This is a genomic window from Mucilaginibacter sp. PAMC 26640 (assembly GCA_001596135.1).
Taxonomy (GTDB): Bacteria; Bacteroidota; Bacteroidia; order Sphingobacteriales; family Sphingobacteriaceae; genus Mucilaginibacter.
Window position 1 is genome coordinate 4,532,305 of the sequence record CP014773.1, and the last position, 17,357, is coordinate 4,549,661.

The 17,357-nt window shown below is 47.4% G+C and carries 7 protein-coding genes; all 7 read left to right on the forward strand.

The genetic code is table 11. The annotated features are described in order from the left end of the window. Positions 1-10: 10 nt before the first annotated feature. The 7 genes from A0256_19640 to A0256_19670 all read left to right on the forward strand — a co-directional run bounded on the left by A0256_19640 (position 11) and on the right by A0256_19670 (position 17,317). On the forward strand, positions 11-4,399 hold the full coding sequence (locus A0256_19640) for a hypothetical protein (GenBank protein ID AMR33475.1): 4,389 nt from the start codon (positions 11-13) through the stop codon (positions 4,397-4,399). Positions 4,400-4,406: 7 nt separating this feature from the next. Then, positions 4,407-6,590, forward strand: coding sequence for a hypothetical protein (locus tag A0256_19645; protein AMR33476.1), 2,184 nt, complete (start codon positions 4,407-4,409; stop codon positions 6,588-6,590). An 8-nt stretch (positions 6,591-6,598) separates the two neighbouring features. Next, positions 6,599-10,663 carry a hypothetical protein gene (locus tag A0256_19650; GenBank protein ID AMR33477.1) on the forward strand — a complete coding sequence of 1,355 codons (4,065 nt, stop codon included), beginning with the start codon at positions 6,599-6,601 and terminating at the stop codon, positions 10,661-10,663. A 68-nt stretch (positions 10,664-10,731) separates the two neighbouring features. Beyond that, the gene (locus A0256_19655; GenBank protein AMR33478.1) at positions 10,732-14,196 is read left to right on the forward strand and encodes a hypothetical protein; all 3,465 of its coding nucleotides are present in this window, start codon (positions 10,732-10,734) and stop codon (positions 14,194-14,196) included. A gap of 34 nt (positions 14,197-14,230) precedes the next feature. Beyond that, complete coding sequence (locus A0256_19660; protein ID AMR33479.1) at positions 14,231-15,289, forward strand: hypothetical protein; 1,059 nt, start codon at positions 14,231-14,233, stop codon at positions 15,287-15,289. A 252-nt stretch (positions 15,290-15,541) separates the two neighbouring features. Further along, on the forward strand, positions 15,542-16,513 hold the full coding sequence (locus tag A0256_19665) for an aldo/keto reductase (protein AMR33480.1): 972 nt from the start codon (positions 15,542-15,544) through the stop codon (positions 16,511-16,513). After that, on the forward strand, positions 16,514-17,317 hold the full coding sequence (locus tag A0256_19670) for an AraC family transcriptional regulator (protein ID AMR33481.1): 804 nt from the start codon (positions 16,514-16,516) through the stop codon (positions 17,315-17,317). The last annotated feature ends 40 nt before the right edge of the window (positions 17,318-17,357 follow it).

Consider the following 17,357-nt stretch of genomic DNA (forward strand, 5'->3'; position numbering starts at 1 on the left):
AACCAGGATTATGGCAGACACAATAACAAATTTAGAAGGGGTAAAAGCGTGGCTGCAGCCAGTTAAGCCGGGCGATGTGGTTGGGGTATCATCAGCTATGTTTGACGCACCTATGGTTAACGAGCTGCTTGACATGCTACCCGATACTACAAACATTGAAGTAACCGTAACAGCGGTGGCGCCTGACGGCGATAGCCCGTCATTAACAGGCGTAGCTACTGTGCTGGGGCAGCCTTTAACTAACACCATTTTCACGTTTACGCAGCCGGCAGACGTGCTGTTGCTGGATTTGAACCTGAACATTCCTGAAGAGGTAACCTGGCAGTTGATTGATATCTTTAATATTGGGTTCACTAAGCTCAAAGGCACCATGACCCCCGATGCAGAGCAAAGTGTAATTACGCTGGGGTTTGCCTGCGATGTGGTAGCCGGTTCGCCCAAACAAGTGCACCTGCCGGTAGAAATGGCTATACCTACCTTTGATGGAGATTGGACATTGTCGGGCAGTTTCGATCAAATTGGCGATTTAAGCTATGATATACTCGACGCCCTGGCAGGCAATAATAACATTACGAGTATCCTGCCCGATCAGATAAGGGTACAAATCAATAAATTCTCGATAAAGGAATTTCAATTAAGCTTTAATCCGTCAAATCAAACTTGTGCTTTTATACGCATCGTATTAAAATACGACGCCGACTGGCATTTCTTCGGTAATTTATTTGTGGTAGAGAATATAGAATTTGAGTACGAAATTTATAATCCTTTCACTTCCGAAAATTACTATCAGGCTACGTTATTGGCCAATATGAATCTTTTTGAAGGATTTCCCTTCCAGGTGGGCGGGCAGTTTCCGGATAAAGTTGTATTTGCACAATTGCAGCCCGACAGACCGGCTGAGCTTACCAAAGTATTTAACTTCCTTAAACTTCCGCTGCCGGGGGGATTCCCTGACATCGAGATCAGCACACTTAGCCTTGTTTATTACACCGCCGACGGGGGCTATGATTTTAAACTTTCCATAAATAAGCCTATACCCATAGCGGGCAAGGTAAGTCTTGATAGCGCCTCATTCGACATGGGTGCTAATTATGACGATGGTACCGATAAATTAATCGGCTTCGGCAGCTTGTATGCAAAATTTACTATTGATGAAACGGTAGTGCTGCTATCTGCCGTTTACAAGGAAGGCGAAGGCGTTGATATGACCGGCGAAGTGGATAATTTGCCAATAGGTCAGCTGATAAAAGAATTGCTGCTAACTTTCCAGATCACCGATTACCCAAAATTTATTGAGGGTATAACTTTAACCAAGCTAAAAGTAACCTACAATACCTCAAGCGGCGATTTCACCTTCCTGTGTATCGGCCACATCCCTATGGCCAATAACCCGGGCGTAGATATCGAAGTAAGCCTAAAAGCCCTGAAGAGTGGCGATGGCTACGATAACGATATAGAAGCAATGGGTAAGGTAACCTATAACCTGCAGGAGTACACCCTACTTTTCACCAAAACAAGTACCGAAACAGCGTTTTCGGCACAGTGGCTCAACAAAGGCACTCCGCTTGGGATTAATGACATTGCCGATATGCTGGGTATTGGCAACGAGGTGCCAGAAATTCCGTCAGATCTTGACCTCGGCCTTAAAGCTGCCGCATTTGTTTACGACAAGGCAGAAAAACAGCCACTGTTTGTGCTCGAAGCGGCATCTGCCAATTACGGTAGTGCAGCCTTCGCAGCTATAAAAGACCTCAAAACCCAGAAGTGGATCTTCTACTTCGGTATGGCTACAGATGCGGTTATCGACCTGTCGAACCTGCCGATCATCGATAAGATCACCTTCATCAGCGAAGGGATTCTTGCGGTGCAGGCTATTCACGCAGATATATCGTCAGGCCCGATCAGCAAAGACAGTGCGACTACCATTAACGATTGCATCAATAAATACGCCCCGGGCGGCATCATATTCCCGAATGTTCCGGCAGCGGGGATGATCAATTCAGTGGCGTTTTCTATGCAGGTGAATATAGGCGGTACAATTATTCCTATCTCGCTCGGCGCTGACCAAGGTACGCAGCTCTTCCTGCAATCGCAGCGAAATATGCTCCAGATCGACGACAGATACGAAAGCCTCTACCCTATTGTACAAACCACCAATTCAGACAATGGCGGATCGAAAACTTTCTGGTTCAACCTCGAAAAGAATTTCGGCCCATTGTATTTTGAGAAAATCGGTCTTGCCTATAAAGACTCTAAAATATGGGTATTGGTTAACGTTGCGGCCACAGCCGGCGGCTTAACCATTGCACTCGACGGCTTTGGAGTGAGCCTGCCAATTAAGGATTTCGACGTTTCGTTTACCATCAGCGGCATCAGCCTAACCTTCCAAAGCGGACCAATATTAATCAGCGGTGGTTTAATGGGCAGCTTCAGTCCGGTAAACCTTGTAGGCCAGGTATACATCAAGAACAAAGTTTTGACCATTGGCGCATTGGCAGGCTACACCGTGGTAGACGATCATCCGTCACTCTTCGTTTATGCCGTGCTCAACTACCCTATCGGCGGGCCGCCGTATTTCTTTGTGACCGGCCTCGCAGCAGGGTTCGGCTTCAACCGAAGTCTCGTAATTCCGGGCATCAACGGCGTGGCTAACTTCCCATTTGTGCAGTGGGCCATGGGCCTAAACAATCCGCCTTCGTCAATCGCAGGCAACGACATTGCCAAACAGATTAACCAGGTACTTACAACCATTGTCGACGATGGCATTGTGGCTCCTGCCGCCGGCAGCAACTGGCTCGCGGCAGGCATCCGGTTCACCAGTTTCGAGATCCTCGATTCATTCGCCTTGCTCACCATCGCCTTCGGCAATAACTTCGAGATCGCATTGCTTGGCCTTTCAAGGCTGATACTGCCGCCAGGTGCCGGTATCCAGGGATCGCCGTTGCCGGTAATTGTTTATGCGGAATTAGCGCTCATCGCTTCCTTCTCTACGGAAACAGGATTGATCGCCGTACAGGGACAGCTCACCAATAGTTCATACGTACTTTCGAAAAATTGCCACCTCACCGGCGGATTTGCGTTCTACATTTGGGTAAGCGGCGATCACCTCGGCGAGTTTGTGGTTACGATGGGCGGCTACAATCCAAATTATCAGCCGCCATCATATTACCCGGTAGTTCCGCGCCTGGGTATGAACTGGAGGGTAACTTCCAATCTTACAATTAAAGGCGGCGAATATTTCGCCCTTACATCAAACGCTGTAATGGCGGGCGGTTACATGGATGCTGTTTGGCAAAGCGGCGGTATCAAAGCCTGGTTCAGCGTACAAGCCGACTTCCTCATCATGTGGAGGCCATTCTATTACGACATTCGCGCCGGGGTAAGCATCGGCGCCAGCTTTACCATCGATCTTTGGTTCACCACCGTAAGTATGACCATTCATGTTGGTGCTACCCTGCATATCTGGGGTCCTGAATTCTCGGGTATCGCCACGGTAGATCTCAGCATCATTTCGTTCACCATTTCGTTTGGCGCCAAAGGCCAGATTAAGAACAAAACCATCACCTGGAACGAGTTTGCCAAAGACATGCTTCCGCAAAAGAATGCAACGGCCAAAAAACTGCGCAGTATGCATGCCGAAGATGCCGGTAAAGAACCCGATCCGGATGTTTGCAAGATCGTTATCTCCAACGGTTTGATCACCGAGTTGAGCAATGTTCCCGGCGAACTAAACTGGATTGTAAGCGGCGAGAAATTCGAGCTGACCACACAATCTGCCATTCCTTCAAAAGACTTCGAATTGCTTGGCTTGGTTCAGGCTGATGAAGATGATGAAAATTACGCTGTGGCGCAAAACACCGACTTCGGTATCAGGCCCACAGGAACTGCAACATCAGCCTTAACATCAAAGCAGGTTCTAACGATCACCAGCAGCGAAAACAGCTCGTTCCGCGCCAGCAAAACACTTGGTAAGGTGGCAAAAGGCCTGTGGCAGCCGGTTCCGTTTGATTCAAACGGCAACCCGATATTAGGCAACCCTGTTAAAGATACCACCATTGATGGCGTACTTACCGGGTTTAGCGTATTGCCGTATGTGGCGCCTCCTAAGCACACGTTGCCAGTAACGCTGGCCAACCTGCAATATACGCTGGCGCCAGAGTTCCAGTACTTCATCTGGAGCGACACTTATGTTGCCACTGAAGATGATTTTGCAAGCGATACCGTTCAAAGCACCATTATGAGCAAACGGGCCGTAGACAACCGCGACCTGTTACTACAAGCCATCCTGGCCAACGGGCCTGGTATTAATCCGAATGTTAACGTAGCCCTTTTGGCTGATCCTGCTACAAATTACCTGCTGGCGCAACCTTTAATGCGATTATTGGGGGAAGAAAAATAATTAAACAATGGCAAAGAAATCAAAAAAAGTTACTGCCCTTTCTGAAAACGAAACGGAAAAGAAGGTGATCTTTATCCAGTATGATGAACCGCCATTAAAGGCAGGTAAATACACCGTAACGCTGGAGCAACAGGTAAACCTCAATACCGGTGCGCCCTATACCACAACGCGTGAATTTGCCGTAACCGGGCAACGGTTTACGCTAAATCCGAATGATTTTAATTCGGTTTTTCCGCCTAATCTGGCCAATGGCGAATTCTCGGGGGTATTTCCGCTCGCAGTGTTTAACCGGCGTACGCTTCCGTGGGAAAGAACATCAGTAAAAACAGACCCCAGTGCTCCCTGGCTTGCCCTCCTTTTATTTAACCAGGACCAGGTTCCCGAGATCAAAAAAACTACAGTAAAAGATCTCGTTCCGCTTGGCACTGCCATCACTGTAGAAGGTTCGGATCAAACCGGGGTAGGCACCATGCCGGCTTCGCTGTTCTCCTACCCGGGGTTGAACGAACTGCAATACGGCGAATCGCCAAACGATGAGGTTAACGTGATTGATGTGCCGGTAACTACCTTTAACCAGATCGCACCGTCTCCGGCCGATCTTTCCTACCTCGCCCATATCCGCGATACCGAGACCATCGACAAAACAGACCAGAAAATAATCGACGAAGAGTTTTACTCGGTAGTGGCCGGCAACCGCATCCCGAAAGATGATGCCATAAGCTATGTTTTCCTCGTGTCGCTGGAGAACTTTGGTGATTGCCTGCCGGGCAACGACGGCGCTAATCACCTGCCGGTTGGCACCAGCTTTGTAAGACTTATTACTTACAGTTCGTGGCATTTTACCGTAAATCTGGGCAATGAAACCTTCGAAAAGTTATTGGAGGGACTTAACAAAAATATCCTTGGCGAACGCGGCCTCACCACACTTCAATATCCGTTTGACGGAACCGCTCCAACCGATGCAGAAATTGAAACCGCATTGAAAAATCAGGCCGACAATAAACTAACCGCCGCCGATTCCAAAATCCTTGTTGGCAATGCACTGGCTATGGGTTATGTGCCACTCAACCAGATTCTGCGCCATACCGGTAATACGGTGTCGTGGTACCGGTCTTCACTTACTCCGTTAAACGTAGCCCAAACATTAAACCCACCTTTCAGCACGCCCGACGCGATAAATCAGTACAATCCCGAAACCGGCATGTTCGATGTATCTTACGGAAGCGCGTGGCAAATAGGGCAATTAATGGCCTTGCAAAACAAGGCTTATTCAACCGAACTATACAACTGGAAAAAAGGTGAAACAATGCTCGAAGCGATTGCAGAAGAGCAAAAGATCATAGCCGATAAATTTAAATCGCTCACCGCATTCAATCATATAATGCTGGCGAGAACGAATATGCTACGCGACAGCAATTCTGAACCCTTGCCCGATAGCATTACCCTATGGCTTGCGCAACTCGCACTGCTCAAAGGACTGCCGTTCAACTACCTGGTGCCTGATGAATCGATGCTTCCGCCTGAGACTATCCGCTTTTTCTACATGGATAATAATTGGGTTGATTGCTTGCTCGACGGCGCTTTCAGTATAGGCCGCTCTGCAACTGCCGATGATCTTCGCGATCTCACAAGATTCAACAAGGTAAAACTGGCCGGTAAAAGACGGTCAAAACTATTCAGGCCGCGCAAGTTTAAGCTTCGGGCGTATAATAACGATACCGGCATTGTCACCGGTTTCCTGTTGCGATCGGCGGTGGTAGGCGGATGGCCGGGCCTGGAAGTAAACGGCTACAGCGATATAGACGGCAAGAACGAGATTCAAAAATTAAGAATGGAAGCACTTTCGAGCGATACGCTGATCTGCATTTTTGACGGCGAAGTGCAAATGGTGGCTATTCACGAACCGCCTGAAGCGCTGCACCAAGGCCTGATAAAATATAACAACGGCTGGGCATCCACCCTGCGCACACTCGGCGGAGCCGACCCCGGCTCGCAAATACCCGGCGCTTATGTTGCAATGACCCTACGAGCAGATGGGCAGACGCTGCTGGTTCAACAGGCTGCCGACAGCATTAAACAAACGCTGAACAGCCCGCCATACAACGAAGGTATAGCAGACTTTACTTCGGCAGAATACGCGCTTGAAATGATAAAAGGAGTTGTGAAGGTTGAATTTCTTAACAAAAAATAACACTGGAAATGCATACAACAGTTACAAATGATTTAGGATTGGTAGTTCCGGTAGATATTGCGGCGCTTTGCGTAGGGATTATTGACCAGAACGATAAGAAAGGCACCAACAGTTTTGCCGGTGCAACCACAGTATACACCAACCAGGCCGGGAAAAACCAGGCTTACGTAGGCACCAACGTAGTGCGCGCGCTTTCTGCGGCCCCTTGGCAGCAGCTCACTACAGGAATTCACCTTCACTGGAACCTGCCCGAAACCTTAACTAATGGCACTAACAACAAAGCAGGATTGCTCGTTTTTAATTCAGTTCCTAACCGCTGGCTCATCAGCCGGGTAGTAATTACCGCAACCGGCCCGGTTAGAAGCAGCTGGGTAGTTGAAAGTGATGCCCTGAATATGAGTTTACCTAAGGGGCAATTAGCGATCACCCTTCCGGTGAAAAAAGTAAAAGCCACCGATCAGGATTATATGTACAACGGTACCTATAAGGTTTTTGACGCACAGTGGACCGATCCCGGCAACAACGATAATTTTAAAAACCTTACCGGCCAGGATTTGACGGCAGTATCGAGCGGCGATTCATCATTCGCGGCATTTTACCCGAACAGCCGTAGTGTTTTTGGTTTCCAGGATAAATTAGAGGATATCAAGATCACCGCGAACGATCCGCCTGTTGATATCATGTACGAAGTGACCGGCTGGTTCAGCAACCCTGCCAATGACCCTTTAAAAGGTGGAAAGACCAAAGAGCAGGTCAATAATGACCTTAACTGGACCTACACCGGTGATAGTGTAGTAACTAACTATTCAGTATATAGTGGTTTAGTTCAAAACGTGTTATGGAATCCGTACAATAAATACATTGTAGACCAAGCCAATCAGCTGCCTATAAATGCAAAACTTACGATAGGCAATACGCCGCCGGAGTCTTTCGCGGCTTATTTCAAGAATCAACTGCACCCCGACATTGCATTCTTTGAAACTTTGCTGAATGCCTTCCAGAATGGTTTGCTCAGTGAGTTTATGCAGCCCAAACCCGATCAGCTTGCGCAATTGCAGCAGGTGTTGCACCAAAAAACATTTGCCGACTACAGTTCCGGCACCATCTACCAGATCGTACGCCCTGAAAAGGATTCGCCAGAAGAAACCGAAGTAGAATTGCCGCTTCCGCTGGCAGAATCGCTTAACCTGTTGAACCTTTACCAGCAGGAGCTCGATTTTTATATAAACTATACCGGCCGTTTTCAATGGCAGCTCTTTGCCGATTGGTATAAGCTGGTCAACACCACCGATCCTAGTATTCAAAATAACTTATATCAGATAATATACCAAAACCTCGGCATAGTTTGGCCGGAGGTCCAGGCAACAAATAAAACCCTCAGCGATCAGCTTTCTGCACAGAAAACCATAGTAAAGGGCCAGATCCAGACATTCGATGCCATGCTGGAGCTTAAGCCTACCGCACCGGCACGTTACTGGCAGCCAAATGAACCTGTTGTGTTATTGGTGCCTGAGCATATGAGCAACGCCATCCGCAGCAAAGCATTAAAGCAGAACTATGATGCAAATGGCTACCTGCCATGCCGCACAACACAACAGCTCATTACCCAAGTGGTGGTGAATAGCGTGACGGTTGCAGCTACACAGTTTGCGAGCGCAGAATTGCCAAGCCCTAATCATCTTCCGTATCCGGATGTAACCAATCAGCTTTTAGAAGAATCTTACCTGCTGAACAGTCAGTTGGGTTCCGCACTTACCGGGGTATCGGCCAACGATCTGGAAAAAGCGCTGAACGCTGCCATGGCCGGCAAGGAGCAATCGGTTTATACCTTTACAGGCGTGGTGCCTTCGGCAATCGAAGTAAGCTGGTGGCATTCTAATCCATGGTACCCGGTATTTACCGAATGGATTGTTAAATATTATCCGCTGGAAGCTACCGAAGCAAATGGCCAACTCCTGAATTATAACCCCGATTTGTTCTATAATAATTACGCTATCGACCAGAGCAATGGCGGTTCTGTAGTTTACACAGGCACCCTCGACCCCTCAACTATCGATTTTAGCAAGGCTCAGCAATACAAAAGCTCGGCGGTATTGAGCAACAGCGCTGCGAAAACATTCCGTACCCAACTAGAGGATTATCTTAATGTGTACCCGAACGAAACATTACAGTTCATTGCCGATGAACTGGCAGTGGGCCTATTTGCTTCTGCACCGCTGAGTGGGATGAATAGCTTGCTGGCCATGCAACAACAAAGCATGCAGCTGAATATTGCCGTAACGCCGCAAAATCCATATTATTCCATTACCCAGTTGGTAGCACAGGTATCGGCAGGAGCCAACAAGGTATCGCCGGTTCCGAATGGTTATTTTAACCCCATCCGCGCGGGCTTCCTCGAGTTCAGTATTTCTGTGGTAGATGTTTACGGACAAAAACGAACCGTAAATATCACCGAAACCATCACCTCGGTCCAGGTTACCTCATTATTTAAGGGATCGATAGTACCAAACGTGGTGTACGTGCCGCCGGCTATGGCACAGCCAACAAGGCTGCTTTTCCGCTGGCTTGCCGCAATCGGCGATGAGATCCAGGAAATGAATGCGCATCCGTCCACCACCCCGATATGTGGTTGGTTTTTACCGAACCACCTAAACGGCAGCCTGTTCATTTACGACCAGCAAGGCAGATCGATGGGAACACTGGGCATGAACGGAAATGAGACCGCCATGGTTTGGCAATCAGCTCCGGGCAACAACGCCACCATCAATGAATCGGTAGAGGAAGTTTTCGCCCTACAAAACCCTAACCTGCGCGATATGGCGGTAGCGCTGTACAACAACGGCCCGGCCTTCTTTACCCAATTCTGGAAGGCGATTGATAACATGCACAACTTTATCGATCCGGCTAATTACGCGCAAAGCAGCGATCTGGCTGTGTTGATAGGCCGCCCAGTTGCGCTTGGAGAAGTGATGTTGCGACTGGAAGTAGACGGAGGCCCGGCAATGAACCAAAGCTGGACCACCATTACCACCGACAATTACCGAACCGACAACAAGTTTACCGATGTCCGGTTCCCTGTTATATTGGGCGATATGAACCAGATCAACGATGGTTTGATAGGTTACTTTCTTGATAAGGATAACGCATTCGATTTCTCTACGTTTTATACCGAAGGTGCACCGGCTACCAATACGTCTGGCGTGATCAGGCCGGCCGAAAACACCATAGAATTGGCTGTTTCACCAAAACCCGATTCGGCAAAACCATATGATTCACAGGCCAATGCAGAATTTGTACTGATGCTGTTTGACCCAAGGGCAACCATTCATGCAAGCACAGGAATCCTGCCTACAAAATCTATCGACATCCCATCGGAACTTTATGCAGATACCCTGGGTATTCTGGAAATGACCTTCCTTACTACACCGGTATTAAAAGGTGTTACAGGCTTTAATATGCCGCTGCCCGAAGAAGAAGGTTATCAATGGTCTTGGGTGGAGGAAACTTTTATAAATGACGAGCCTGCATGGGCTATAAACCCTGATGTTAAATACATAGAAGGACAAGCTATTGGCGATTATACGCCGCAAACTATCCGCGAAGGCTGGCTGAGGCTCAATCCGCAGCTACTGCGTTTCGAGATGCTGAACGACAGGCAACAGGCTTCGGCCCCTGCTAATACATTAACAACACTGTACCTTGTAGTAACCAATCGTAAACCTGCAACAATTAAGTTTATACCAGGCGTTTTCCCGCTTTTAGGCGCGCAGAATACAGGTTCATTGCTGTATTTCCATTTGGGCGGTCTGGTCGATCAGGCTAAAGTATCAGCCATACAGCCAATGGCTGATGGTTGGCAGTTCCGAGCGATGAACACCCAGCGTTACGGCAACTACTGGGCGGCAACACCAGTGAATGAGGTATCGCTACTACCTGATGACAGTTTCACCATAACGCTGGCCAACCTGCAAACATCTGGTCAAACCGGGCAGATCCAGATGTATTTCGATTATCTGAACATTACCAGCCTTAATGATGGAATCGATGCTCCGCTCATTACGCTAACCAATTAAAAAACAGCTTAAACAACTAATCAAAACTAACCTAAAATTATTATCCCAACCTTTTAAAAACCAAGCATATGAAACAAGAAACTACCTTTCCGCAACTGTCCTTTGCTATCAATAACAAGGAGCAGGCTAATACCATTTACATTACAACCGACCCGGCGAATAACCAACTGACGTTTACGATAACTACAAATATCGAAAACACACATCTTAACATCGGGCAACTGGTTCCCCCTGCAGACGCATCATCGTCGACAGGTACAGAATTATACCTTGATCTGAGCAGCCTGCAGATCCCTGCCGCCGATTTTGCCAAAATTGTTTGCACTGCAACCGGATGGCTGTTCCAATCGTATCCTGACAGTATTATTTGTATGGCGCCAACTGCCGATACTGTAATTGGCGTAACGGATACCGTAACTATTGAAATTGCTAACCTGATTTTGCCAAATCCGCCCGAAACGCCAAACGTAAATATCCCGGTGACTTATTACCGGGCTTCACCAATTACCATTGGAAATTTACCACAGGTTTCTTTTTTCAAAGTACTTTTGCAGGCCGCACCAGATGGTTCTGAAGATTTGCACGAGGCCGTCGATTGCGCGTTAACCACCACGCCGTTTATTGTAAATACTATCGACAACTACGGACAGGTGCAAAACAACATTACGCTGGCATTCAAACCCGGCACAAAACCAACAACCGTAAAGGCAGGAAGCAGCACAACCTTTACCGTAAGTTTTGTTTACGCCCCCAATGCACCGGGATACGGCGCGCTGACCACACCTCAATCTGCCTGTGATAATATTGTTGTTGAGCAGGGTGAGAATGCTTCGGCCTGGAGCGTAACACCAAACACAAACGCTGCCAACCCTTGCTGGGTACTGCAGCCACCTAAGGATGCACCTATTATTGGCACAGGTACCGGTGCTATCGTGTCGTTCTATGTTAACGACATTGTAACGCGTTTCGAGCCGGGTTCAACATTAATGTATGTTCAATATCAAAACGTGCCGGGCTATAATGATGGTGCCTACTATATCACCTTAACCAAGGTACCCCACGTTTCTATCAGCAGCATTAATGTAAACCCTAACCCATCCGTAATCAATAACGGCGAAGCTTCTGTAGATATCACCTGGGCGGCTAAAGACTATACATCACTAATGTTGATGCCTTTTTACCAGGACGTTACCAGCGTAAACAGCTTTAAAGCCAAGTTGAAAAAATCAACCTTAATAAACCTCGTAGCCACCGGCGCCGGCAACAGCGCCAACCAGGCCACGGCTACTATTACTGCAGACGTGCTGCCAGTAATTAACTCTTTCGATGTAACGCCTACCGATGTTTATTATCATGATTATCCGCACGATGCCAAATTTTATTGGGAAGTAGACACGAATGATACCGTGCTGCTGGTGAATGATACAACCGGAGCATCAGAGAACGTACCAAAAAACAGTTCGAAAACAATCAACGTTACCGCGCCGGGCATGTGGTCTCTAATACCGCAGGATACCGCCAATCCATACACACTGGCTCGTAACGTGCTGGTGCAATCGTTCAAGCTCGATCCTCAGCCAAAAGCAACCACTATCACTCCTACTACTGCAGTGGCATCGCCCTCGGCAGAATTTATCTCGGTGCTCGATAAAACCGGCAACACCATCAATATCCTGAACGCGCTGAATTTCAGCCAATATGTTCCGCCAATAACGGCAGGTGGCTCCCCTGTCGACGAAGTGTTCTCTTATAACGGTGTATACTTGTTCGTATTAAATGCAACAGGTTCGGTTACTGTAATCAAAGTCACCTGGGATGCAAGTAAAGGCTTATACAGTTTCAATACCTTAACTACGCTTACCATTGAAGGAACACCTGTACGCATCGCCATATCAAATGACGATAAATACATATTTGTAACAACAGCGCTAACAGGTTTGGGCAAACTTGTGGTAATTGAAAACACCGGAGTTGACCAGTTTACTATTAAACAAAGCATCGAGCTTACCCAATCGCCGGCCGGTATTGCCGTAGATCCTTCCGGATTAAACGTTTATGTAGCCATGAGCGGCGATAACAGCATCGCCGTTATCGGATATAGCTCGGTAAACAATGCCTTCACCTACAACAGAAGCATCACCAACATACCGCAGAACCCGATTGACATCGCTGTAGGCGATCCTCAGGGCAAAACGCTGATGGTAGTATGTACTGCCGCCAACCAGTTGATGGTTCTGGATTATGATGACGACGGAACATCGCCCCGCCAGTCCATCGAAATAAAAACCGGACCTGTAAGAATTGCCACCACACCAGACAGGGCTTACGCCATTGTAATAAATAACACATCAAACGATGGGGTATTGGTGAGCTGCTACGGAGGAACAGGTAGCTGTAAAGTACTTGAGGCGGGCCTTAAAACTGGCAACAAGCCAAATGCGCTATCAATGGCTAACGATGGCACCGCCGCCTACATTACGAACGGAGACAAAGCCGTTGTAACACTCAATGTGATGAACTACCAGGTGCGCAACACGCCGATAGATATCGGCAAGCAGCCAACTAGTGTTATCGCATCAAACGATGGGAAGAAAGTGGTCATGTGGCACAACGCTTTGTACATAAGCGCAAAACCCGGATTCACTAAAGGGATTTATATTTATGAAACCTCTTCAGGCTCGGTGTCTACCAGGCTGGAGGAAGATACCATCGTGAAGTGCGTATTTTCGTCGACCGACCCTACAGCGTTAATGTACCTGATAAAACAGAACATTGCTGAAGTAACTGTCATGGAGACATTAAGATTCACCGTTAAATCGGCCATTCAGATACCTAAGGGAGCGGGCAGCGTGCAACGTTTTCCTGTTGAACTTGGCATGTCGGCAAATGCCAAAAACCTTTATGTGCTAACACGCGATGCTTCTGGTAAGTACAGCTTTCTTGCATTCACTGCCGACGAAACCAAGGGTACCTATACACTGAATACAGACGTAGATGTGTTTACAAATTCATCTACATCAAACAACGTGCTGATGCAGAATACGCCCGATGGTACAAATGTTTTTGTGTTGAGCTCGTTGGATAAAACGATCTGGAATTTGAAGCTCTCTGTAGATAAGTATGTGTTGAATACGAAAACGGTGAGCCTTTCAATACTGGCGCGCACCATGGTAACCGCTCCTGACAACAGCACTTTATACGTAATACTGCAGCAGACAATGAGTTCGGCCATGGTTACGGTAAATGTTGCTGACTTAACTTCGTGGGAACATAAATTCCCGGCATCCTATTCAACGCTTATCAACTTCCAACAGGCTGTAGTTTCGCCAGATGGCAGCATGTTATTCATCACTGATGCAAATATTGCAGGGGTACGGATAATGAGCGCAGCAACATTAAGAGTAATTCAAACCTTATCGTGGTCAAGCATTGAATACCCCGTGGGCATAGCCATTCAGCGCAACGGATCGGCGGTTTATATTACCGGTTTCAACAGCAATAACATGACCATGATTAATCAAATCATAAACTAATAAACCTAATTATTCACTTTTAAACAATAAACACATGAGTTACAATGGATTTTTTATCAGAGACTATATTGGTGAAACAATAGATAGTTCAACAGGTACCAACTGGACCAATTCGCCGGATATCATTTGTCCGGGCCCTACGCCATTGCCTGACCCTTCTGTGATTATAAACGCAAGTAATTATAATGACGGCACGCCATCAATAAGTAATCAAACCCCGCTTGTAAATAATTGGGTGTATGTACGGGGAGTAAATCCTCAATCCGTTCCGCAAACTTCAACGGTGTTTCTTTATTATGTGGATACATCGATCATACTGTGGCCGCAAAACTGGAAATATGATACCATCACGTTCGGCGGAACAACGCAAAACTGGTTTCAGCTTGACGCCCCTGCCAGCAGCAATAATCAGGGCATAGCCGGAACCATAGCGCCCTTTGGCTGGATCCCGCCACGGAATAACATCCACTATTGTTTGGTTGCCTGGGCAACTAACGGCGCAGACCAGCTCACACCACCAGATCTGGGAGCTATTGGTACCGTGAACGATATGGCCACCTTTATACTTAGCCATCCTAATATCGGCTGGAAAAACACCACCGAAGTTGACGCCACCGTACCTACCATGCAGGGGTCGGCTTCCATTATAGGGCCGTCGGCGGGAGGTGTGCTAAACCTTGGTTTACAATGTCACAAACTTCCTACCGATGGCTACATTGAATTTTCGGTACCAGGTCCTGATTCGGATAATACCATCATCTTCCCTAAAACGCCTATTATATCAACAAACTACGCGCCAACGTTCCAGGTTGAGTACCCGCCAAATTTTACTACACAAATGAACTGGACTTATTACCAGGGAGCAACACCATGCCCAGACGGCGCAAACGTAATTCCAATATCAGGAACTTGGGGTCTTACAGAATCATTTATAGATCATGTAAGAAAAGTAGCGCCAGGCCATTTGGTAGGTGCACATTTTTATGGTACGCCTGCCGAATTCTTAAAACGTGACGCACCTGCAGCAATGTTAAGCGGCCCTCCAAAAAATATGATGATCGTTGGCTCGGTTCCATTCAAAATGGTTCGCTAATAAACCGCAAAAACCAATGTAAAAAAAACACTTTCCCGCTTTGGGAAAGTGTTTTCTTTATAAAACCCGCAAGCTGATGATATCGATTAGATTAGGAACATGCTTATTCTTTTAATAAGCTTTTTACGAACTCGCTCATGGCCAATAGTCATCTAGTTATCTAACGAAATTGCGCATATAGTGAGCCGTACAAACAAAATAATTGAGCCATACAAGCAACTGTAGATTTGTTTGAACATTCATATTTGTACCATGAAAAACATCACAAAAATTCAGTTGGGTAATAATGGCCCGTTGGTATCTAAGCTTGGTCTGGGCTGCATGCGGATGTCGTCCATTTGGGGCGGCCCTACTCCAAACGAGGCCGAAAGTGTGGCTACGATCCACGAAGCGTTAGATAGTGGCATTAACTTTTTAAACACCGGCGACTTTTACGGCGCCGGCCATAATGAAATGCTGATAGGTAAAGCCATTAAAGGTAGGCGCGATGATGCCTTCATCAGCGTAAAGTTTGGTGCCATCTTTCACAATGGCCAGTGGCTGGGCATGGATCTGCGGCCTGTAGCGATCAAAAATTTCGTCAATTATTCGCTCACCCGTTTGGGCATTGAAACCATTGACCTGTACCAGCCCAGCAGGATGGACAACAGCGTGCCGGTGGAAGATATCATTGGCACAGTTGCCGACCTGGTAAAAGAGGGTAAGGTGCGCCACATCGGTGTTTCGGAAATTACTGCAGAGCAGCTGCGCAGCGCCAATCGTGTTCACCCCATCAGCGCATTGGAGATTGGTTATTCGCTGGCCGAGCGCGGGATTGAACATGAACTGCTGCCCGCAGCAAACGAACTGGGCATTGCCGTAGTGGCCTTTGCAAACACCGCCGAAGGTTTATTGACTGGCGACCTGAAAGCGCCGCTTGCCGAAAATGATTACCGGAACCATTTTTCGCGTTTCCAGGGTGAAAACTTAATCCATAACCTGGAAAAGGTGGCAATTTTAAAGCAATTTGCCGGAGATAAGGGTTACACGCCAACCCAGGTAGCCATTGCATGGGTGAATGCACAAGGCGATTTGATGATGCCTCTAGTGAGCATGAGCCGCAGATCGCGTTTGCCTGAAAATATGGCAGCTATGGGAATTGTATTTACTCCGGAGGAAATGAACCTGTTAAACCATACTTTTGCCCCTGGCGCTATATTGGGCGGCACTTATTTGGAACGCTAAATGGAAAGCCCTGCAGAAATTCTCCCCGGTGTTATTTTTTATTCGTATCTGTCGGCTGTACGGAGAGAAAAAGTATGTTTCTGGAACCACCATACCCTGATCTTCCAGGTGTCTGGAGCGTTTGTTTTAGAAACGTCTGCGCAAAAAATTGCGATGGGCGGGGGAGAATTGCTGCTGATTGGCAAAAACCAGCTGGGTACCTTAACCAAAACACCCCTGCCCGGCGCCAATTATGAAACCATTGTGATTTCCCTGCAGGAGGACCTGCTGCGAAAGATCGTACTGGAAGAAAAGCTGGAAGCGGACCGGAAGTATGTAGGTCCACCAAATTTGCTCATCCCGATCAACGAATTTCTGCAGGGTTATTTCCAATCCATCATTCCATATGCACGAAACTCCGGGGCAGAGATGACGGACGAAATGGGCATTTTAAAGGTGAAAGAAGGGGTTAAACTGCTCCTGCTGGCTTTGCCAGTACTTCGCAATTTCTTATTCGACTTTTCGGCACCGTACAAAATCGACCTGGAAAAGTTTATGCTGAACAACTACACTTTTAATGTGCCTGTTGAAAAATTTGCACAGCTTACCGGCCGAAGCCTGGCAGCCTTTAAGCGGGATTTTTTGAAAACATTTGGTGCCCCGCCCCGCCACTGGTTGCAGGATAAGCGACTGACAGAAGCCAGGTACCTCATGGAAACCAAACAAAAAAAGCCTTCGGCTATTTACCTGGAACTGGGGTTTGAGAGCCTTTCACACTTTTCAAGTTCCTACAAGAAAAAGTTCGGCAAGTCGCCCACGGGGTGAACCGGCTACCCGCAACAAGCATGCAATTTTAGGTAAGACC